Raw genomic sequence first — 20,484 nt, forward strand, 5'->3', positions numbered from 1 at the left:
GCCCGTTAGATTGCGGCGCATGAGAATCCTGCGTGTGGCCGCTTTGGCGGCAGGAGGTCTGTTGTTGATGGGTCAGGTCGTGCCCGCCCAGGCTCACGGCGGATCGTCGTACCGCTGGGAGCTGACGCCGACCGGGACCACGGCGCAGTTCCGTGGGCTCGCGGCGGTCAGCAAGAACGTCGCCTGGGTGGGCGGGTCCGGCGGGACGGTGCTGCGGACGGTCGACGGCGGGAAGCACTGGCAGAACGTCAGTCCCGCCGGCGCCGAGGCGCTGCAGTTCCGCGATGTCGAGGCGTTCGACGCGCAGCGCGCGGTCGCGTTGACGATCGGGACCGGCGAGGACTCGCGGGTCTACCGCACGGCCGACGGCGGAAAGACCTGGACGGAAACGTTCCGGAACACGGACGCGAACGCGTTCTACGACTGCATCGCGTTCAACGACGACAAGCACGGCCTGGCACTGAGCGACCCGGTGGACGGAAAGTTCCGGATCGCCGCGACGGCCGACGGCGGAAAGTCCTGGACGGTGCAGCCGAACGACGGGATGCCGGCCGCGCTCGCCGGTGAGTTCGCGTTCGCGGCGAGCGGCACCTGCCTGGTCGCCGGGCACGGCCGGACGGCCTGGTTCGCGAGCGGCGGCGGCGACCGGCCGCGGGTGTTCCGGACCGTCGACGGCGGCCGGCGCTGGACGGTCTCGGACTCGCCGATGGCCAGCGGCGAGGCGGCCGGGATCTTCAGCCTCGCGTTCCGGAACAGCTTGTTCGGTGTCGCGGTCGGCGGCGACTTCCTCAAGCCGACCGAGGCCGTGAAGGCCGCGTCCGTCACGTCCGACGGCGGCCGGACCTGGAAGCTGGTGCCGGCGGACAAGGCGCCGAAGGGCTACCGGAGCGGGTCGCACTTCGTCCCGTGGTCGCCGACGACCGTGATCGCGGTCGGTCCGTCCGGCAGCGACGTCAGCCTCGACGGCGGCCGCAGCTGGAAGCAGTTCTACGACGGCAGCTTCGACAGCGTCGAGTGCGCCGGCCACGGCGCGAACGCCGGCTGCTGGGCCTCCGGCGCCCAGGGCGCCGTCGGCCGCCTGGTGCACTAGGCGAGCAGTTGCGGACCCCGCTCCTTCCGCGCGGGGTCCACAGCCGCCCTCGCACGTTCAGGCCGGCGACACCCGTTCGTCGCGCGGGTGTCGCCGGTTTTCCGGAAGGATGAGGTCATGCGTAAATTGCTGACCGTTCTCGTCGGGCTGCTGATGGTGGTCCCCACCGTCGCCGCGGCTCAGCCCGACGCGGGTCGTCCGGGCCGGCCGCTGACCGTCATGACGTACAACATCCACCACGGCGCCGGGATCGACGGCGTCCTCGATCTCGAGCGGATCGCCGCCCTGATCGAGCAGTCCGGGGCCGACGTGATCGGGCTGCAGGAGGTCGACCGGCACTGGTCCGAGCGGAGCGACTGGGTCGACCAGCCGGCCTGGTTCGCGCAGCGGCTGAAGATGCACTACGCGTACGCCGCCAACCTCGACCTCCCGCCGCTGAACCCGGGCGAGCCGCGCCGCCAGTACGGGACCGCGATCCTGTCGAAGTACCCGATCCAGGACTTCGAGAACACGCTGCTGCCGCTCTACCCGACCGGTGAGCAGCGCGGTCTGGCGGTGGCGGACATCACGGTGCGCGGCGCCAAGCTGCGGTTCGCGAACACGCACCTGACCAGCAACAACAACGCCGAACGGCTCGAGCAGGCGCAGAAGGTGGTCGAGCTGCTGAGCGGCTCCAAGACCCCGACCCTGCTCGTCGGCGACCTGAACGCGACGCCGGAGAAGCCGGAGATCAAGACGCTGACCGCGGTGTACGACGACACCTGGGAGGAGGTCGGCTCCGGCCCGGGCTACACGATCGAGGCGGACAACCCGACCAAGCGCATCGACTTCCAGTTGCACAGCGCGGGCCTGCGCCCGACGAAGGCCGCCGTCCCGGTGACGCCGGCCTCGGACCACCTGCCGGTGGTCGCCTCGTTCGTCCTGAGCTGAATCAGCGGCCGCACCTGGCCATCGGAAACGCCCCTCCGGCGCCGGCCGGAGGGGCGTTTTCGTGCGCCCACCTGCGGATTCGCGGAATTACAAGCTTGTAGTTTGTCAAGTCGACACACGGGTGAAACAAAGATACTTGTGTGAAAACTGTTCCCAATGGGGCTGCAGGCAACTAGTGTCACGTATGTGGTCCAGGAGGACCAAAAGTTCACGAACCCTGGGGAAGGGGTTCGTGACCGGCGGAAGGAACCATCCCGATGCGGACGCCCCTCAGGGCCACGTCCGGCGGGCGGGTCACGAGTGCTGGGAAGACCGGCAGGGCAGGCAAGGTGCTGCTCTCCGGGGTGCTCGCGATCTGCTTGGCCGGTGCCATGGCCGTGCCCACCCTCCCGGCCGAGGCCGCCAAGCCGAAGCCGCCGGTGATTCCGTCCAAGGCCGCCGTCGAGCGTGCCAAGCAGGCCGCCGCCTCCAAGGCCGCCCAGGTCGCCGCGATCGAGCGTCAGCTCGCCGCCGCCGCCGCGCGGCTGGAGCAGCTCGGCGTCCAGTCCGGCATCGCCGACGAGGCGTACAACGGCGCCGTCTACCGGCTGCAGCAGGCCAAGGCCGAGGCGGCCGCCGCCGCGGCCCGGGCCGCCGAGGCGCAGAAGACGCTGGCCGCCCAGCGGCAGCAGATCGGCCGTTTCGCCGCCGCGTCGTACCAAGGTGGCGGCGACGTCGCGAAGCTGGCGCCGCTGTTCACCGCGGAGGGCCCGCAGGAACTGCTCGACTCGGCCGGCACGGCGCACTCGGTGTCGTCGGCGATGCAAGGGTCGTATCTGCGGTTCACCGCGACCGAGGTGATGACGAACCTGTTCAAGGTGCAGGCCGACCAGGCGGTCGTGAAGGTCAAGAAGGCGACCGACGAGGCGGCCAAGGCGAAGAAGGCGGCCGAGGCGGCGGAGGCCGCGCAGTCGGCCGCGGTGACCGCGATCGGCGTCCAGCGCAAGCAGTCGATCGCGCAGCTCGCCACCCTGCAGAACATCTCGGTCCAGGTCGCCGCCCAGCGGCAGCGCGGGCTCGAGGAGCTCGCCCGGCAGCGCGCCGCCGAGCTGGCCGCGCGGAAGGCCGCCGAGCTGAAGCGCCGGATCGCCGCCCGGGAGGCCGCCGAGCGGCGCCGGGAGGCGGCCGAGGCGGCCCGCGAGGCGGCGGAGAAGGCCCGCGAGGAGCGCGAGCAGCAGAAGCAGGACCAGGACAGCGGCAAGAAGAACCCGCCGAAGCGGCACAAGCCGACCCCGCCGCGCGACAACGACGGCGGCAGCCACGGCACCCGGAAGGGCGCGCAGGCCGCGATCGACTTCGCGATGCGGCAGCTCGGCGACATGTACCTGTGGGGCGCGACCGGCCCGAACCGGTGGGACTGCTCCGGGCTGACCCAGGGCGCCTGGGAGAAGGCCGGCGTGCAGCTGCCGCACTACAGCGTCGCGCAGTACGAGCAGATCCAGCACATCGACGAGGACGAGCTGCGGCCCGGCGACCTGATCTTCTGGTCGCTGGATCCCGACGACCCGGGCACCATCCACCACGTCGCGATGTACCTCGGCAACGGCCGGATGATCCACGCGCCGCGGACCGGCAAGCCGGTGCAGATCGACAGCGTGTACTACTGGGAGCCCCCGGACTTCTTCGGTCGCCCCTGATCCAGCGGTCCCCGGCAACGGCGCGTTGCCGGGGACGCTCCTTTCCTAGGCCAGCCGGTGTCCGCCGTCGGCGTGCAGAACGGTGCCGGTGATGAACCCATTGCGCAGCAGGGCGATGATCGCCGCGGCGATGTCCTGGGTCCGGCCGATCCGGCCGACCGGCCGGCGGGCCGCCATCGCGGCCAGTGTCTCCGGTGCGGCGTCGCCGGCGACGTCCTGCCAGATCGGCGTGTCGACCCAGCCCGGTGAGACCACGTTGACGCGCAGCGGCGCGAGCTCGACCGCGAGCGCCGCGGCCAGCGAGGCGAGTGCGCCGTTGAGTGCCGCGAGCAACGACGCGCGAGGACCCGGGCGGTACGCCGCGATGCCCGACGTGAACACGATCGAGCCGCCTGGCTCGAGCAGCGGTGCGCCGTGCTTGGCGAGCAGCAACGGCCCGAGCAGCTTGGAGTCGACCGCGGACCGTGCCGCGCGGACGTCGTACGCCGCGATCGGCTGGTAGGCACCGCCGACGTCCGCGGCCGTGGTGACGATGTGGCTGACCTTGCCGGTGGTGGCGAAGAGCCGTTCGATGTCCTGTTCGACGCCGAGGTCCATGGCGACGGTCCGGACGCCGAGCTCCCGGCGGACCGCGTCGAGCTTGTCCGGTGATCGCCCGGCGATGGTGACTTCGCTGCCCTGGGCAACGAGTTCGGCGGCGAGGGCGCGGCCCATACCGGAGCTGCCGCCGACGATCACGACGTGTTCCCGCAACGTGTTTCTCCTTCGGTGGTTGACGATTCGAGCCAACCACCGGGGGAGTCAGTCCACCACGTCGTGTTGCCTAACGACCGTTAGGCCGGGACTAACGGTCATCGCGCGGAGCACCGGATTGGTCGAGTCCGTGCGCCACACGGCGGCGTACCGTGCGAGCAGCGGACGGCCCGCGAGCGGCCGCCAGACGATGTCCGGCGTGGCGGCGCGGCGGGAGCCGAGGCTGAACGCGGAGCGCCGGACGAGCAGGGCCGAACGCAGCTGCGAGTGGCTCATGCTGATGTCGCTCAGCCGTACACCGGGGCCGATCCGGCCGATCGCGTCGTCGTAGAACTCGGGCGCCGCCGCGCGGGGGATCCAGATCAGTTCGAGGTCCGTCAGGTCGTCGACCGTCAGCACGGGTTCGCCGGCGAGCGGATGGGTCGCGGTCAGCAGGACGCCGAGCTCCTCGTCGGCGAGCGGCTCGGAGGTCATGGCCGGTGGCAACGTCACAGGGGTGCGGACCAGGCCGAGGTCGATCTCGCCGGCGTCGAGCATCCGGAGCTGGTCGGTGGTGGTGCCGGCCTCGAGGGTGATCGTGCCGGCCGGGAAGCGTTCGGCGGCGAGCTGTTCGAGGGCGGCCGGGAGCCGGCCGGGGACGCCGTTCAGCAGGCCGAGCCGCAGGACCGGCTCGTCCAGGCCGGCGGCCCGGCGCGTGTCCTTCAGCGCCAGGCCGGCCGCCTGGATCGTCTCCCGGGCGCGGGCCAGGAAGACCTGCCCGGCCGGGGTGAGCTCGACGCCCCGGCTGTGCCGGATCAGTAGGCCGGTGCCGACCTCGCGTTCGAGCTGCTTGATCTGCTGGCTCAGCGTCGGGGTGGAGATGTACAGCCGCGCGGCCGCCCGCCCGAAATGCAGCTCCTCGGCGACGCCCACGAAGTACCGCAACTGCCGAAGCTCCACCCGGCGATTCTAGTTCCGCACCGGTGGACCGCCCGGGCCGCAGGGTTGCCCACTCAGCTGGAGGGTTGCCCACCGAAAATACGAGGGGGCGACCGGTCAGTTCAGTGGGCAACCCCTCGATGCGGTTCAGGGCGTCGCGACCAGCCGGCCGAGGTTTGCGCGGGCGTCGAGGGTTTCGTGGATGCGGGCGACTTCGGCGAGCGGGTGGGTGGCGTGTACGACCGGGCGGAGCTCGCCGGACCGCCAGCGCCGGGTGACCTCGGCGATGTCGGCGCGCGCCTCGTCCGGACGGGCCTGCTGCCAGCCGTAGAGGGAGACCCCGGTCACCGATCGCGAGCGCAGGCCGAGCGCCGGGATCATCGGGACCTCGGTGGTGATGGCACCGTACGAGACCATCGTGCCGAGCGGCTTGACCAGGTCGAGGCCCTGCGTGAAGACGGTGCCGCCGATCGCGTCGAGGACCGTGTCCACGCCGTCGGGAGCGATCGCGCGGATCCGGTCCGGCCAGGCGGGGTCGGTCAGGTCGACGGGCTCGGCGCCGAGCTCGCGGATGAAGTCCAGGCGGCGGGCGGAGGACGCCGTACCGATGATCGTCTTCGGGTCGTACGAGCGGGCGAGCTGGACGGCGAGGTGGCCGACGGTGCCGGCGGCCGACTGGATCAGGACAGTGCCTCCGGCCGGGACGCGGCCCGCCTCGAGGAGCCGCAGGGCCAGCGGGGCGGTCATCGACATCATGGTCGCCTCACCCGCGTCGGCGTCGTCGGGGATCGGCGCGAGGAAGGCGGCGTCGGCGACCGCGTAGTCGCCGAACGCGTCCTCCGACAGGGCGCTGACCCGTTGGCCGAGGAGGCCGGGCGGCGTGCCGGGCCCGAGCTCGACGACGCGGCCGACGACGTCGCCGGTCAGTGTTCCGGGGAGCGGGCGGTCCCAGGGGGAGTTCCCGCGGCGGAGGACGGTGTCGATCGCGTTCGCCCCGATCGCCTCCGCCTGGATCAGCACCTGGCCGGGAGCGGGTTCGGGGACGGCGACCTCGTCGAGCTGGAGGACGTCGGGACCGCCGTGGCGGTGGAAGCGCACTGCGCGCATGGTGGGTGCTCCATATCGTGGGATCTATAAATAATGGGTGATTCCCACGATAATGGCAGGCGGCGCCGCTGCCAATAGAGTTGGTGCGGTGAAGAAGTCGCCGAACCACCGGCTGTCCGACCACGCGCTCTGGGCGTTGGGGCGGGCGAGCCAGCACGCGCAGCGGCTGGTGCGGCAGCACATGACCGACGCCGGCGTCCGGACGCAGCACTACCATGTGCTGGCGAGCCTGGCCGACGACGGCGAGGCCGTACAGGCGACGCTCGCGGACCGGATCGGGTTCGACCGCAGCGATCTGGTCACGCTGCTCGACGAACTGGAGGAGCTGGAGCTCCTGGCGCGGCGGGTCGACCCCGCCGACCGGCGACGGAAGATCGTCGCGATCACCCCGGCGGGGGAGCGGCAGCTCGCCACGATGGACGAGCTGATCCACGCCGCCGAGACGGATTTGCTGCAGCCACTGACCGCGGCGGAGCGCAAGACGTTGCTGAACCTGCTCCGCCGGCTGTCAGACGACCAGGGCTGATCTCCCGGCCGGACCGGGCGACTAGTGGCCTTCGGTCTTCAGGCGTTCGAAGGAGGCGGTGATCTCGGCCTCGGCGTCGGCGCGGCCGACCCAGGTGGCGCCCTCGACGGACTTGCCGGGCTCGAGGTCCTTGTAGACCTCGAAGAAGTGCTGGATCTCCAGCCGGTCGAACTCCGGCACGTGGTGGATGTCGCGCAGGTGCTCCTGGCGCGGGTCGCCGGCCGGGACGCAGAGGACCTTGTCGTCCGGGCCCTTCTCGTCGGTCATCCTGAACATGCCGATCGCGCGCGAGCGGATCAGGCAGCCCGGGAAGGTCGGCTCGGGGAGCAGGACGAGGGCGTCGAGCGGGTCGCCGTCCTGTCCGAGGGTGTCCTCGATGAACCCGTAGTCGGACGGATACTGGGTCGCGGTGAACAGCGTCCGGTCCAGCCGCAGACGGTTCGTCTTGTGGTCCAGCTCGTACTTGTTGCGGGTGCCCTTGGGGATCTCGATGAAGACGTCGAACTCCATACGGCAGATACTGTCACGGTTCCGACCGACCGAATGACAGGAGCAGCCCGGTGGCCCGACCTGCCCGTGCGGCATTCGTCACGCTCGTCGCGACGGCGCTGTGCGCCGGCCTGGTGAGCAGCGCACGCGCCGTCCCCGGATCAGCGCAGACCACACGGCAAGCCACGGCACAGGCGCCGGCCGTCCTGGCGCCCGCCGCCACCGAGGGCGCCGCACCCACCGCGGCCGGCGTCGGCAAGGCGCTCACGGCGATCCTCAAGGACCCGTCGCTCGGCCCGCACCACGGCATCTACGTGTACGACGCCTCGCGCAACAAGCCGGTCTTCTCGGTCGGGGCCGCGACGCCGTACACCCCGGCCTCCACGCTGAAGCTGCTGACCACGGTCTCGGCGCTGGCGAACCTCGGACCGGACCGCACCTTCGCCACCAAGGTGGTCAGCGCCGGCAAGGGCTCGATCGTCTTGGTCGGCGGCGGCGACCCGCTGCTCGCCGTGAAGCCCTCCGCCAGCGACGGCTTCCCGACCCGCGCGACCCTCCAGGCCCTGGCCGCGAGCACGGCGAAAGCGCTGAAGGCGCAGGGCATCGCCTCGGTGACGCTCGGGTACGACGCCTCGCTGTTCTCCGGCCCGGCGATCAACGCGAACTGGGAAGCGAACTACGTCCCTGAGGGCATCGCCGCCCCGACCTCCGCGCTCTGGGTCAACGAAGGACGCCTGTCGCCCGGCATGGCCAAGCGGTCGACCCTCCCGGCGCAGGCGGCTGCCACGTCCTTCCAGAAGCTCCTGCTGCAGTACGGCATCAAGGTCGCCGCGACCAAGGCCGCGAAGGCGCCCGCCGCCGCCACGCCGCTCGCCCAGGTCAAGTCGCCGACGCTCGGCCAGATCGTCGAGTACGTGAACCTGCACAGCGACAACGACGGGGCCGAGGTCCTGCTGCGGCAGGTCGGTATCGCGACCGGCAACGGCGGCTCGTACGCCGGTGGCGTGACAGGACTCCGCGCCACGCTGACCAAGCTCGGCCTGGACGTCAGCAAGGCTCGGATCTACGACGGCAGCGGTCTGACCCGCGCGAACAAGGTCCCGCTCGACCTGCTCGCCGGTGCGGTCCGGGTGGCCGTGTCCAAGGACCACCCGGAGCTGCGGCACCTGCTGACCGGTCTGCCGGTGGCCGGCTTCAACGGGAGCCTCCGGGAGCGGTTCACGACCGCCGGGACGGGCACCGGGACCGGTATGGTCCGCGCGAAGACGGGAACGCTCACCGGGGTCCACAGCCTGGCCGGGTACGCCCGTGACCGCACCGGCACGCTCCTGGTGTTCGCGATCGCCAGCGACAGCGTGCCCGTGCCGAAGACCCTCGACGCCCGCGCCGCCCTGGACCGGGCGACCGCCGCGCTGGCCAATTGCGGCTGCTGATCGGGCGCGCATGTTGGGACATACCACTAGGGTCGTTGTATGAGTACGGCGGAAGGCGGGACCACGGCCGAGATGGTCGACTGGCAGCTGGCGACCGGCGTGGCGCGGAAGTTGCTGCGCCCGGGCCCGGCGGTCAGCCGCGCGGAGGCGGACCAGGTGGTCGCCGAGCTGCGTCAGTTCGCGGCCGAGTCCGAGGGCCACGTCCGTGAGTTCACCGGGCTCCAGGCCACCTCGGCCACGGCCCCGGTGATGATCGTCGACAGGCCCGGCTGGGTGCAGGCGAACGCGGACGGCTTCCGGACCGTGCTGCAGCCGCTGGCCGACAAGCTGCGCGAGAAGGCGGACCGGACGCCCGGCCTGTCGTCCGCTGTCGGCTCCCGGGTGACTGGGATCGAGGCCGGTGCGCTGCTGGCCTTCCTGTCGTCGCGGGTGCTCGGTCAGTTCGACCCCTTCTACCCTGCGCAGCCCGACCCGGACCGGCCCGGTCTGACCGGACGGCTGCTGCTGGTGGCGCCGAACGTGATGCACGTCGAGTCCGAGCTGGGCGTCGTACCGCGGGACTTCCGGTTGTGGGTGTGTCTGCACGAGGAGACACACCGGGTGCAGTTCACCGCGGTCCCCTGGCTGCGGGACCACCTGCGCTCGGAGATCGCCCTGTTCCTGGACCAGGCCGAGCTGGACGCCTCGGCGTACGCCGCCATGTTCCGGGAGGCTGTGCAGCGGCTGGGCAGGTCGGTGCGTGGCGAGGCCGAGCTCAGCCTGGTGGACCTGATGCAGTCGCCGGAGCAGCGTGCGGTGCTGGACCGGCTGACCGCGGTCATGTCGCTGCTGGAGGGCCACGCCGACTTCGTCATGGACGGGGTCGGGCCGTCGGTCATCCCGACCGTGGACACCATCCGGTCCAAGTTCTCGTCGCGGCGCGCGAGCGGCAACCCGGTGGACCAGCTGCTGAAGCGGCTGCTCGGGCTGGACGCCAAGTTGCGGCAGTACAAGGACGGTGCGGCGTTCGTCCGCCGGGTCGTCGACCGGGTCGGGATGGAGGGCTTCAACCGGGTCTGGACCGGCCCGAACACGCTGCCGACCAAGAACGAGATCGCGAACCCCGATGCCTGGGTCGCCCGACTTCACGGCTGAGCACCTGGTCGAGCAGCGGCGGGGGAAGCTCCACCCGGCCGTAGCTCGGACCAGGGAGGCTGTCCGCGCAACGTTGAGCGAGCTGCCGCAGGGGACGACGGTGCTGGTCGCCTGCTCCGGCGGCACGGACTCTCTCGCCCTGGCGGCAGCGACCGCCTTCGAGGCGCCCAAGCTCGGTCTACGGGCTGGTGCGGTCATCGTGGACCACGGACTTCAGCCGGACTCGTCGCACGTGGCGGAGACGGCTGCTGAGCAGTGCCGGGGACTCGGGCTGGACCCTGTCCTCGTGCGTGAGGTCGAGGTCGGCAGCGAAGGCGGTCCGGAGGGCGCGGCTCGCACAGCACGGTACGACGCTCTGCGTGACGCGGCGGACGAGCTGGCCGCGGACGTCGTACTGCTGGCCCACACCCGTGACGACCAGGCTGAGACCGTCCTGCTTGGGCTGGGGCGGGGGTCCGGGGCTCGGTCGTTGGCCGGCATGGCGCCGGCCGTCGGGCGGTTGCGGCGGCCGTTCCTGGAGGTGCCGCGGGCCACTACGGCCGCTGCGTGCATCGCGTCCGGCCTGCGGCCGTGGCACGACCCGCACAACGACGATCCGCAGTACACGCGGGTCCGGGTGCGCCACGAGGTGCTGCCCGTGCTCGAGGAGGCGCTGGGGCCCGGTGTGGTCGAGGCCCTGGCTCGTACGGCGGGCCTGCTCCGGGCGGACGCCGACGCACTCGATCAGCTCGCCGCGGACGTCGCCGAGACCGCCCTGAGCCGCGCCGAGGGGCAGGTCCGCAGCGACGTCGGCGTACTCGAGGAAGAGCCCGCGGCGATCCGGACGCGGGTCCTGCGGCAGGCCGCCCTGGAAGCCGGTTGCCGCGCCACCGACCTGACCGCCGGCCACGTGGCGTCGGTCGACGCGCTGGTGACCGACTGGCGCGGCCAGCGCTGGATCGATCTGCCCCAGGGCGTCCGGGCGATCCGCAAGGGCGGATTCATCATCCTCGGCCCGGATGTGACAGGCTGACCGCGTGGATGCGGCGGACATCGAGAAGGACCTGACCAAGATCCATTACACCGAGGAGCAGATCCTCGCGAAGCTGCGCGAGCTGGCAGCGCGGATCGAGGCGGACTACGAGGGCAAGGACCTGCTGCTGGTCGGCGTCCTGCGCGGCGCGGTGATGGTGATGGCCGACCTGGCCCGGTCGTTCAGCCGGCACGTGGAGATGGACTGGATGGCCATCTCGTCGTACGGCTCCGGGACCAAGTCGTCGGGCGTCGTGCGGATCCAGAAGGACCTGGACACCGACATCACCAACCGGCACGTGCTGATCGTCGAGGACATCATCGACACCGGTCTCACGCTGAGCTGGCTGGTCAGCAACCTGGAGTCACGCAAACCGGCCTCGCTGGAGCTGTGCACGGCGTTCGTGAAGCCGGACGCGGCCAAGATGCGGGTCCCGGTGAAGTACGTCGGCCTGGAGCTGCCGGACGAGTTCGTCGTCGGGTACGGGCTGGACTACGCCGAGAAGTACCGGAACCTGCGCTGCGTCGGCACTCTCGCCCCGCACGTCTATTCCTGATCTCGGCTTCAGGGCAGACTTGGTGACGGCCTGTACAACGGGTCGTACTGTCCATTGGTGACCCTCGTGCTGTGTTGTCTTGTGCGGCACGAGACACTTGGACTGGTATTACCGTCACAAGCCCGCGACACCCGGGCCTGCCGAGCTAGGAGGGACGGGGCCTAGGCCTCGATCATGGACGTGAAGCGCATCTTCCGCGGACCCCTGTTCTGGATCGTCGTCGCCTTCCTCGGCGTGCTGGTGATCGGGCAGCTCCTGACCGGCTCGACCGGGTACAAGACCGAGCCCACGGGCCAGGTGGTCCAGCTGATCCAGCAGGCCAAGTCGTCCAGCGACAAGACGATCAAGTCGGTCACGCTGGTCAACCCCGACCAGGAGATCCGGGTCGAGAAGACCGACGGCACCAAGCTCCGGGCGCACTGGGTCGACGGCCAGGGCGAGAACCTGGGCGCCGACCTGCAGACCCTGTTCACCGACGGCAAGATCGAGCGGTACGACGTCGAGAACCCGAAGCCGAGCTTCATCGGCCAGGTGTTCTCCACGCTGATCCCGTTCCTGCTGATCGCGGTGGTGTTCATCTTCCTGATGAACTCGATGCAGGGCGGCGGCTCCCGGGTGATGAGCTTCGCCAAGTCGAAGGCCAAGCTGGTCACCAAGGACACCCCGAAGACCACGTTCGCCGACGTCGCCGGTGTCGACGAGGCGATCGAGGAGCTGCAGGAGATCAAGGAGTTCCTGCAGGAGCCGGGCAAGTTCCAGGCCGTCGGCGCCAAGATCCCCAAGGGCGTGCTGCTCTACGGCCAGCCCGGTACCGGTAAGACCCTGCTGGCCCGTGCGGTCGCGGGCGAGGCCGGGGTGCCGTTCTACTCGATCTCCGGTTCGGACTTCGTCGAGATGTTCGTCGGTGTCGGCGCCTCCCGGGTCCGGGACCTGTTCGAGCAGGCCAAGACGAACGCGCCGGCGATCGTGTTCATCGACGAGATCGACGCCGTCGGCCGGCACCGCGGCGCGGGCCTCGGCGGCGGTCACGACGAGCGCGAGCAGACGCTGAACCAGCTGCTGGTCGAGATGGACGGCTTCGACGTCCGCGGCGGTGTGATCCTGATCGCGGCCACCAACCGGCCCGACGTGCTCGACCCGGCGCTGCTGCGGCCGGGCCGTTTCGACCGGCAGATCGCCGTCGACGCGCCGGACCTGCCCGGCCGGCAGAAGATCCTCAAGGTGCACGCCCGCGGCAAGCCGATGGCCCAGGACGTCGACCTCACCGCGGTCGCCCGCCGGACGCCCGGGATGACCGGTGCCGACCTGGCCAACGTGCTGAACGAGGCGGCCCTGCTGACCGCCCGGTCGAACGCGCAGATGATCGACAACCGCGCGCTGGACGAGGCCATCGACCGCGTCATCGCCGGCCCGCAGCGCCGGACCCGGCTGATGTCGGACAAGGAGAAGGTGCTCACGGCGTACCACGAGGGTGGTCACGCGCTGGTCGCCGCGGCGCTGCCGCACTCCGACCCGGTGCAGAAGGTGACGATCCTGCCGCGTGGCCGCGCGCTCGGCTACACGATGGTGATGCCGGACGAGGACAAGTACTCGACCACGCGCTCGGAGATGCTGGACAAGCTGGCCTACATGCTCGGCGGCCGCGCCGCCGAGGAGATGGTCTTCCACGACCCGACCACGGGTGCCAGCAACGACATCGAGAAGGCCACCGCGCTGGCCCGGGCGATGGTCACGCAGTACGGCATGACCGAGCGGCTCGGCGCGATCAAGTTCGGCCAGGACAGCAGCGAGCCGTTCCTGGGCCGCGACCTGGGCAGCCAGCGGAACTACTCCGAGGAGATCGCGGCCGCGGTCGACGAGGAGGTCGGCAAGCTGATCCTGAACGCGCACCAGGAGGCCTTCGACATCCTGGTCGAGAACCGGGCGGTCCTGGACCACCTGGTCGAGGAGCTGCTGGAGAAGGAGACCCTGGACAAGAACCAGATCGCCCGGGTGTTCGCCCCGGTGATCAAGCGGGAGCGGCGGCCGGCCTGGACCGGCTCGTCCACCCGGGTTCCGTCCGACCAGCCGCCGGTGATGCCGGTCAACGGGTCGCACGCCGAGCAGAACGGTTCGCTGTCCGACGTGCTGCCGGGCGGTTCGGTCGGCCCCGACGAGGCGATCCGCCCGCCGGAGTACGGCAGCGGCCCGACCCCGCCGCCCAGCAAGCAGTGACCAAGCAGTGAGCAAACAGTGAACCGAACGCCGCCACCCGGTCCGGGTGGCGGCGTTCGTCGTTCGGGCTGCCGGTAGCGTTCCAGGGATGACGTCACCGAAGTTCGACCACCAGCGGGCGGAGCGGGCCGTGCGCGAGTTGCTGCTCGCGATCGGCGAGGACCCGGACCGCGAAGGGCTGCAGGACACGCCGGCCCGGGTGGCCCGCTCGTACGCGGAGATCACGGCCGGTCTCGGCCAGGGCGCCGAGGATGTGCTGACGACCACGTTCGCGCTCGAGCACGACGAGATGATCCTGGTGAAGGACATCGAGGTCTGGAGCCTGTGCGAGCACCACCTGGTCCCGTTCACCGGGGTGGCGCACGTCGGGTACATCCCGAGCCGGGACGGCCGGGTGACCGGGCTGTCGAAGCTGGCCCGGCTGGTCGACGTGTACGCGAAACGGCCGCAGGTCCAGGAACGGCTGACCACGCAGGTCGCCGAGTCCCTGGTCGAGATCCTGCAGCCGCGCGGTGTGATCGTCGTGATCGAGTGCGAGCACCTGTGCATGACGATGCGCGGTGTCCGGAAACCGGGCGCGAAGACGATCACCTCGGCCGTTCGCGGCCAGCTCCGCAACCCGGTCACCCGCGCCGAGGCGATGAGCCTGATCGTCGGCTGACCGCCCGTAGCCCGCCGGTCCCTGGCCTCGTTGAAGTTTGAGAGTCCGGGACTATGGACATTCTGTCGCTAAGCGTTTACTTTCCGTAGTGGCATCGTGGCCAACGGGGACCAGGTGCCGGTGTGAGGAGGACAGGATGTCGGGGCGTTTCCGGGTCGGCGCCGCAGTGGCCGGGGTCGTCGTCCTGACGGCAGGCGGACTGGTCGCGGCGAACTGGGCCACCGCGGACACGCGGACCAAGGCCGGCCAGCAGGACGGGCACCAGGCCGCGAAGCCGACCGTCGACCCTCTCGTGGCGGAGACGCTGCAGTCCGAGCTGGGCGCCGACGAGGGCTTCGTGGGCAGCTACTACGACGAGGCCGGCGAGCTGGTCGTCGCAGTGTCGGACCTGTCGACGGGCGCGCTGGTGCGGCAGATCGGCGCGATCCCGCGCCTGGTGAAGTACACCGCACGCCAGTTGAACGCCGTCCAGGGCGAGCTGAACCGGCTCGCGACCAGGTCCAGCGCCGGCAAGGTGCGCTCCTGGTACGTCGATCCGGTCTCGGGGACCGTGGTGGTGTCGGTGCCGAGGACCGCGCACGACTCGATCACCAACCGGTTCCTGGCCCGCGCGGAGTCGAAGGGGGACCGGGTGACGGTCCGCCGGGTGTCCGGCTCGATCCGGCCGACCGCGGACGATTTCAGCCTGCGCGGCGGCGTCCAGGTCGAGAAGAACACCGGGTACGTGTGCTCGCTCGGCTTCAACGCCAAGACCCGCAAGGGCAACCGGATCTTCCTGACCGCGGGCCACTGCACGTCCGGGCGGCCGTCGTTCTCCCGCAACGGCTACGTGCTCGGCAACACGTCCACCTCGAGCTTCCCCGGCCACGACTTCGGGTCCGTCGGCGTGATCGAGGGCTGGGACCAGCAGGGGTACGTCGAGGGCTGGGGCAACGGCAACGTGGCGGTCAAGGGGATCGCGGACGCCACCGTCGGCTCGACGCTGTGCAAGTCCGGCAAGAGCACCGGGTGGACCTGCGGGCGGATCGTCGCGCGGAACGTGACGGTCAACTACGGCAGCAACCGCGTCGTCCGCGGGCTGTTCCAGCACACCGCCTGTGTCGAGTCCGGCGACTCCGGCGGCGCCAACATGACCGGGAACTACGCGCAGGGCATCACCAGCGGTGCGGCCCTGATCGACGGGAAGTGCCTGGAGAAGTACGGCCAGACCAACGAGTCGTACGCGCAGCCCATCGCGCCGGTCCTGCAGGCGACGAAGTCCCGCCTGATCCTCGCGAACTGATCCCCGGCCGCACCCAACTCAGAGGTCGCGCTACAGCCTGGGGGCGCGGGCTACTACGGTGTGTGGGTGAGAACAGAGCCGTGGGGTCACGTGGACGGGTTGCCGGTGCTGGACCGGTGTCTCGTCATGGGCGTGGTGAACGTGACACCGGACTCGTTCTCCGACGGCGGCGAGTGGTTCGAGCCGACCGCCGCGATCAAGCACGGCCGGGAGTTGCTGGCCGAGGGCGCCGACCTGCTGGACGTCGGCGGTGAGTCGACCCGCCCGGGCGCCGTCCGGCCGTCGCCGGAGGAGGAGATCCGGCGGGTGATCCCGGTCGTCGAGACCCTCGCCGCGGAAGGCGCGATCATCTCCGTCGACACCATGCGGGCGCACGTCGCCGAGCTGGCCCTCGACGCCGGCGCGACGATGATCAACGACGTGTCCGGCGGCCAGGCCGACCCGGACATGCTCCCGCTGGTCGCCGAGCGCCGCACGCCGTACCTGTGCATGCACTGGCGCGGGCACTCGATCGACATGCAGAACAAGGCCGAGTACGCCGATGTGGTCGCCGAGGTGATCGCCGAACTGGGCGAGCGCCTCGACGTGATCAGCCGCGCGGGGATCGACCTGAACCGGGTCGCGCTCGACCCCGGCCTCGGTTTCGCGAAGAACGCGGACCACAACTGGGAGATTCTTCGCCGGTTGCGGGAATTCGCCGTCCTGGAAAGACCGTTGCTGATCGGTGCGTCCCGGAAGACGTTCCTCGGTAGGCTGCTCGCCGACGAGCAGACCGGTGAACCCAGACCGGCCGTACGACGAGACGACGCGAGCGTGGCCGTATCCGCCCTGGCCGCCGCCGCGGGTGCCTGGTGTGTCCGGGCCCACGCGGTGGCACCGAACGCGGACGCGGTCCGGGTGGCGAAGAGATGGGGAACCGTATGACGGACGGACCGCGGCAGGACGGCGCGCCCAAGGGGCCGGCCGGCGCCACGGTGGAGGACGTCGTGCTGCAGGCCAACACTGCCTTCTACAACGCGTTCGAGGCCGGCGACCTGGACCTGATGGCGGCCGTCTGGCTGCCGGAGCCGGACCCGGTGTGCATCCATCCCGGCAACGCGGCCATCTCCGGGTACGCCGAGATGATGCGGGCCTGGGCGATGATCTTCGCGAACACGCCGTACATCCAGTTCTTCCTCACCGACGTGCAGGTGCGGGTGGACGGCGACGTGGCGTACGTCACGTGCACGGAGAATGTCCTGTCGTCCGGCGAGGGCGCCCCGGAGGAGGGGTTCGCGGGCGGGAAGGCGCTCGCGACCAACGTTTTCCGCAGAACTTCCTCCGGCTGGCGGTTGTGGATCCACCACGCCTCACCGGTACTGTCGTCTGGGGGCCGACAGGAGGAGGCGGAATGAGCGGTCCCGTGCAGGCTTCTCCTGATGTGATCGAGATCCGGGGCATCCGCGGGTTCGGGCGCCACGGGGTGTTCGACCACGAGCGGGCCGACGGACAGGAGTTCGTCGTGGACGTCCGGCTGGAGCTGGACACCCGGCCCGCGGCGGCGTCCGACGACCTGGCCGACACCGTGAACTACGGGGTGGTGGCCGAGCAGGTGCACCGGGCGATCGAGACCGACCCGGTGGACCTGATCGAGACCCTCGCCCAGCGCATCGCCGATCTCTGCCTCGCCGACGAGCGGGTGACAGCGACGGCGGTCACCATCCACAAACCCTCGGCGCCGATCACGGTGCCGTTCGACGACGTTGTCCTGACCGTGCAGCGCAGAGCCGGAGAATCCTCGTGACTGAGACCCCTAGTCCCCACGTCATCGACGCGGACACCCTGAGCGGCGGCCTGAAGCCGATCCGCCAGGTGATCCTGTCGCTCGGCAGCAATCTCGGCGACCGTGAGGCGAACCTGCAAGGCGCGGTCGACGCGCTGCGGGACACCCCGGACGTCGTGGTGGTCGAGGTCTCGCCGGTGTACGAGACCCAACCCGTGGGCGGCCCGGACGAGTCCGGTCCGTACCTGAACATCGTCCTGCTCGCCGACACCACGCTGGCCGTCGACCTGCTGCTGGAGCGCGCGCACGCGGTCGAGCAGGCGTTCGGCCGGGAGCGCAGCGTCCCCGGCGCGCCGCGGACCCTCGACGTCGACCTGATCACCTACGGGCAGAAGACGATCGAGACCGAGGAACTGACCATCCCGCACCCGCGGGCGCACGAGCGTGCGTTCGTGCTGGCGCCCTGGCTCGACATCGAGCGGGACGCCGTACTGCCGGGCCACGGCCCGGTCGCGGAGCTGCTCGCCAAGGTCGGAACCGACGGTGTGACCAAGCTCGACATCGAGCTGCAGTAGTGGTGTCCGGCGGTACCGAGCCCGGCCGGGCGCCCCGGGACGACGAGCAGGGGCCGCCCCCGGGTTCGGTGCGGCCGACCTCGCGACGGCTGCTGGTCGCGATCGCCGTCCTCGGCGTCGCGGTCGGCGTCACGCTGGTGAAGGCGATCGAGGCCGGCGGCGGCGTCGCGCCAGCGGTGTCGTGGCTGACGCTGATCGCTTGGGCGTTCCTGGCCGCGCTGCTGTTCGCCGCCGCGCGCAACACCCACCAGCGGATCCAGGTGCGCCGGGAACGGATCGAGCCGTCGCGCGCGGTCTTCCTGCTGATGATCGGCAAGGCGAGCGCTTTCGTCGGCGCGTTGTGCACCGGTGTGTACGCAGGGTTCGCGTTAAGCTTCCTGCAAGCGATGGGCTCTTCGGGGCCCCGTAACCGGGTGATCATGGCCGGAGCCGCGGCCGTGATCTCGGTGCTGGTCGTCACGGCCGGATTGTTGCTCGAACGCGCGTGTCGGATTCCCGAGGACCCCGACGAGACCCCTTAACATGACGACCCATGGGGTCAAGGGGTAGCCGCCGTCGAACCAGGACCACAGTTCTCACCGTCGCCAACGGTCTGTTGGTCGTTGTCTGCCTGGGCGTGAGTATCGCGCTCTTCTCGCAGAATGCCTGGATCCTCCGGGCCGCCGCGGGTGGGGCTGTCCTGGTCGCGATCGCTGCCTCCGTGCTGTTCCGGCACCAGTTGCTGGTCGAGCGGCTGGCCCACTCCGACGAGCGCGCGCAGGTCGCGCAGGAGTACTCGCGGATCACCAGCGCGCGCGTGGTCGAGAACGCGGAGTTCGTCGACCTGATGCAGCGCCGGCTGGACAAGATCGACCAGCGCCTCGACAAGATCGACCAGGAGGTCGCGACCGTCGTGGCCGCCGGCGACAAGCACTCGCAGGCCGACGCGCCGACCGTAGTGGACCTCAAGCTCCGAGGCCTGGCCGCGTCCTGAGTCCGCCCCCATACTGCGGTGTATGGGGCTGGACGCACGCTATCCCGCGGTGACGATGAACAACCCGGACGGGCACGTCACGGTGTACAACGAGGACCATCTGCCGATCGGCCAGCTGGGCCCGACGCCGTACGAGTCGCCGTCGGTGAACGTGACATGCCGGCGCAAGGCGTGGGACGACCTGTACTGGTACCGCCTGCTGAACCCCGAGGGCTTCCCGTTTCCCGCCGACGAGGCGTACGTCTCCGCCGACGAGACCCACGAGCTGAACCCCGGCCAGCCCTACCCCATCCCCGACTGCGCCAGCGGCTGCCCGATCAAGATCGGCCAGGCAGCCGCCGTCGGTGCCCTGGCCATCGGCGGCGCAGCCGCAGCAGCCGCCTGGCGCCGGAGGCGTCGCGAGCTGGGCCTCGCCTGAGGCCACTGGCCGTCGCCTCCGGGCCTGCGGGACGCCTGGCCTCGGCCACGCCCTCCGGGCCTACCGGCCCTTGCCTGCTGCGGGGCTGCCGGCCCCGCCCGCTCTCGCGGCGCGCAGCGCCGCGACGATCGGTTGGTGGACGGGTGTGGGCGGTCGTGCGGCGGTTGCACGTAGGTTCAGGGGTGTGGATCTCGCAAACATGCTGAAGGTTGCTCAAGCTGCGGTCGAGCGTGGGCGGGAGGTGACCGCGCGGATGGCGGTGGGGGAGCTGACGTTCAAGGGCGACCGGGACATGGCGTCCGAGGTGGACTTCGCGGTGGAGCGGGAGGTGCGGGCCTTCCTCGAGCGGGAGACGCCGGAGATCGGCGTGCTGGGCGAGGAGGAGGGCGGCGCCACCGACGGGACCCGCTGGGTGCTGGACCCGGTCGACGGGACGGTGAACTTCATCCACGGCGTCCCGCTGTGGGCGATCTCGCTCGGGCTGATCCACGAGGGCCGCGCCGTCGCGGGCGTCATCGACCACCCGGCGCTCGGTACGACGTACGCCGCCGCCGAGGGCCTGGGCGCGACCCGCGACGGCAAGCCGATCCGGGGCAGCGAGTGCACCGACCTGTCCGCCGCGTTGGTTGCCGTGGGCGACTATGCGGTCGGGCCGGACGCGGACCGGGTGAACGCGGACCGGATCGCCCTCACCCAGCGGCTCTACCCGCGCGTGCAGCGGCTGCGGATGATCGGTACGGCGGCCACCGCGCTGACCTGGACGGCGAACGGGTACTTCGACGCGCTGATCATGTTCTCCAACAAGCCGTGGGACACGATGGCCGGCGTGGCGATCTGCCGCGAGGCCGGCGTCACCGTCCTGGACCTCGACGGCACCGACCACTCACCCGAGTCCCGCGGCGTCTTCGCGGTGGCCGACGGCATCCGCGAACCCCTCCAGGAGCTGCTCGCCGGACCGCGAGGTCTGTGAGGATC

Annotated in this window: 23 protein-coding genes; 19 read left to right on the top strand and 4 right to left on the bottom strand. The window is 70.8% G+C overall.

Annotation, left to right across the window (positions count from 1 at the left end):
• Positions 1-19 precede the first annotated feature (19 nt).
• The 3 genes from ABZW60_RS28395 (at position 20) to ABZW60_RS28405 (ending at position 3,696) form a co-directional block, all read left to right on the top strand.
• Entirely contained in the window at positions 20-1,090 is a 1,071-nt protein-coding gene (locus ABZW60_RS28395; RefSeq protein ID WP_355481884.1) for an oxidoreductase, read from the top strand.
• Positions 1,091-1,207: 117 nt separating this feature from the next.
• Positions 1,208-2,020 (top strand): endonuclease/exonuclease/phosphatase family protein, encoded by an 813-nt coding sequence (locus tag ABZW60_RS28400; RefSeq protein WP_355481885.1) that lies wholly within the window; start codon positions 1,208-1,210, stop codon positions 2,018-2,020.
• Positions 2,021-2,277: 257 nt separating this feature from the next.
• A complete protein-coding gene (locus tag ABZW60_RS28405) occupies positions 2,278-3,696 on the top strand; it encodes a C40 family peptidase (protein WP_355481887.1) in 1,419 nt (472 codons plus the stop codon).
• 45 nt (positions 3,697-3,741) lie between these two features.
• Here the strand turns inward: ABZW60_RS28405 and ABZW60_RS28410 are convergent, their stop codons facing one another.
• The 3 genes from ABZW60_RS28410 to ABZW60_RS28420 all read right to left on the bottom strand — a co-directional run bounded on the left by ABZW60_RS28410 (position 3,742) and on the right by ABZW60_RS28420 (position 6,474).
• Positions 3,742-4,449, bottom strand: a complete 708-nt coding sequence (locus tag ABZW60_RS28410) for an SDR family oxidoreductase (RefSeq protein WP_355481889.1) — start codon at positions 4,447-4,449, stop codon at positions 3,742-3,744.
• Positions 4,450-4,497: 48 nt separating this feature from the next.
• Entirely contained in the window at positions 4,498-5,388 is an 891-nt protein-coding gene (locus ABZW60_RS28415) for a LysR family transcriptional regulator (protein WP_355481890.1), read from the bottom strand.
• A 126-nt stretch (positions 5,389-5,514) separates the two neighbouring features.
• Positions 5,515-6,474 carry a zinc-binding dehydrogenase gene (locus ABZW60_RS28420; RefSeq protein ID WP_355481892.1) on the bottom strand — a complete coding sequence of 320 codons (960 nt, stop codon included), beginning with the start codon at positions 6,472-6,474 and terminating at the stop codon, positions 5,515-5,517.
• An 88-nt stretch (positions 6,475-6,562) separates the two neighbouring features.
• On the opposite strand from ABZW60_RS28420, the gene ABZW60_RS28425 reads away from it, so the two are divergent.
• On the top strand, positions 6,563-7,000 hold the full coding sequence (locus ABZW60_RS28425) for a MarR family winged helix-turn-helix transcriptional regulator (protein ID WP_355481893.1): 438 nt from the start codon (positions 6,563-6,565) through the stop codon (positions 6,998-7,000).
• A gap of 21 nt (positions 7,001-7,021) precedes the next feature.
• Here the strand turns inward: ABZW60_RS28425 and ABZW60_RS28430 are convergent, their stop codons facing one another.
• Entirely contained in the window at positions 7,022-7,510 is a 489-nt protein-coding gene (locus ABZW60_RS28430) for an inorganic diphosphatase (protein ID WP_355481895.1), read from the bottom strand.
• Positions 7,511-7,560: 50 nt separating this feature from the next.
• Between ABZW60_RS28430 and dacB the strand changes: the two genes are divergently transcribed.
• The 15 genes from dacB (at position 7,561) to ABZW60_RS28505 (ending at position 20,479) form a co-directional block, all read left to right on the top strand.
• Positions 7,561-8,922: a D-alanyl-D-alanine carboxypeptidase/D-alanyl-D-alanine-endopeptidase gene (gene dacB, locus ABZW60_RS28435; RefSeq protein ID WP_355481897.1), complete on the top strand. Its 1,362-nt coding sequence runs from the start codon at positions 7,561-7,563 to the stop codon at positions 8,920-8,922.
• 39 nt (positions 8,923-8,961) lie between these two features.
• Positions 8,962-10,056: a zinc-dependent metalloprotease gene (locus ABZW60_RS28440; RefSeq protein ID WP_355481899.1), complete on the top strand. Its 1,095-nt coding sequence runs from the start codon at positions 8,962-8,964 to the stop codon at positions 10,054-10,056.
• On the top strand, positions 10,028-11,068 hold the full coding sequence (gene tilS / locus ABZW60_RS28445) for a tRNA lysidine(34) synthetase TilS (protein WP_355481901.1): 1,041 nt from the start codon (positions 10,028-10,030) through the stop codon (positions 11,066-11,068). The genes ABZW60_RS28440 and tilS overlap by 29 nt, the downstream gene beginning before the upstream one ends.
• A 4-nt stretch (positions 11,069-11,072) precedes the next feature.
• Positions 11,073-11,624, top strand: a complete 552-nt coding sequence (gene hpt, locus ABZW60_RS28450; protein WP_355481903.1) for a hypoxanthine phosphoribosyltransferase — start codon at positions 11,073-11,075, stop codon at positions 11,622-11,624.
• Positions 11,625-11,798: 174 nt separating this feature from the next.
• Positions 11,799-13,838 (top strand): ATP-dependent zinc metalloprotease FtsH, encoded by a 2,040-nt coding sequence (gene ftsH, locus ABZW60_RS28455; RefSeq protein ID WP_355481905.1) that lies wholly within the window; start codon positions 11,799-11,801, stop codon positions 13,836-13,838.
• Between the two features lie 88 nt (positions 13,839-13,926).
• Positions 13,927-14,499 carry a GTP cyclohydrolase I FolE gene (gene folE / locus ABZW60_RS28460; RefSeq protein WP_355481907.1) on the top strand — a complete coding sequence of 191 codons (573 nt, stop codon included), beginning with the start codon at positions 13,927-13,929 and terminating at the stop codon, positions 14,497-14,499.
• A 136-nt stretch (positions 14,500-14,635) separates the two neighbouring features.
• Positions 14,636-15,781 carry a S1 family peptidase gene (locus tag ABZW60_RS28465; protein WP_355481908.1) on the top strand — a complete coding sequence of 382 codons (1,146 nt, stop codon included), beginning with the start codon at positions 14,636-14,638 and terminating at the stop codon, positions 15,779-15,781.
• 126 nt (positions 15,782-15,907) lie between these two features.
• Positions 15,908-16,705: a dihydropteroate synthase gene (gene folP / locus ABZW60_RS28470; RefSeq protein WP_355482991.1), complete on the top strand. Its 798-nt coding sequence runs from the start codon at positions 15,908-15,910 to the stop codon at positions 16,703-16,705.
• The gene (locus ABZW60_RS28475; RefSeq protein WP_355481910.1) at positions 16,702-17,175 is read left to right on the top strand and encodes a nuclear transport factor 2 family protein; all 474 of its coding nucleotides are present in this window, start codon (positions 16,702-16,704) and stop codon (positions 17,173-17,175) included. Before folP ends, ABZW60_RS28475 begins: the two co-directional genes overlap by 4 nt.
• Positions 17,172-17,564 carry a dihydroneopterin aldolase gene (gene folB / locus ABZW60_RS28480; RefSeq protein ID WP_355481912.1) on the top strand — a complete coding sequence of 131 codons (393 nt, stop codon included), beginning with the start codon at positions 17,172-17,174 and terminating at the stop codon, positions 17,562-17,564. The genes ABZW60_RS28475 and folB overlap by 4 nt, the downstream gene beginning before the upstream one ends.
• Positions 17,561-18,118, top strand: a complete 558-nt coding sequence (gene folK / locus ABZW60_RS28485) for a 2-amino-4-hydroxy-6-hydroxymethyldihydropteridine diphosphokinase (protein WP_355481914.1) — start codon at positions 17,561-17,563, stop codon at positions 18,116-18,118. The genes folB and folK overlap by 4 nt, the downstream gene beginning before the upstream one ends.
• A 2-nt stretch (positions 18,119-18,120) precedes the next feature.
• Positions 18,121-18,639, top strand: coding sequence for a DUF3180 domain-containing protein (locus ABZW60_RS28490; protein WP_355481916.1), 519 nt, complete (start codon positions 18,121-18,123; stop codon positions 18,637-18,639).
• Between the two features lie 95 nt (positions 18,640-18,734).
• Positions 18,735-19,091, top strand: coding sequence for a hypothetical protein (locus ABZW60_RS28495; protein WP_344197441.1), 357 nt, complete (start codon positions 18,735-18,737; stop codon positions 19,089-19,091).
• A gap of 22 nt (positions 19,092-19,113) precedes the next feature.
• The gene (locus ABZW60_RS28500) at positions 19,114-19,509 is read left to right on the top strand and encodes a hypothetical protein (RefSeq protein WP_355481918.1); all 396 of its coding nucleotides are present in this window, start codon (positions 19,114-19,116) and stop codon (positions 19,507-19,509) included.
• A gap of 184 nt (positions 19,510-19,693) precedes the next feature.
• Positions 19,694-20,479 carry an inositol monophosphatase gene (locus tag ABZW60_RS28505; protein ID WP_355481920.1) on the top strand — a complete coding sequence of 262 codons (786 nt, stop codon included), beginning with the start codon at positions 19,694-19,696 and terminating at the stop codon, positions 20,477-20,479.
• The last annotated feature ends 5 nt before the right edge of the window (positions 20,480-20,484 follow it).

The organism is Kribbella sp. NPDC003557, assembly GCF_040610805.1.
Taxonomy (GTDB): Bacteria; Actinomycetota; Actinomycetes; order Propionibacteriales; family Kribbellaceae; genus Kribbella.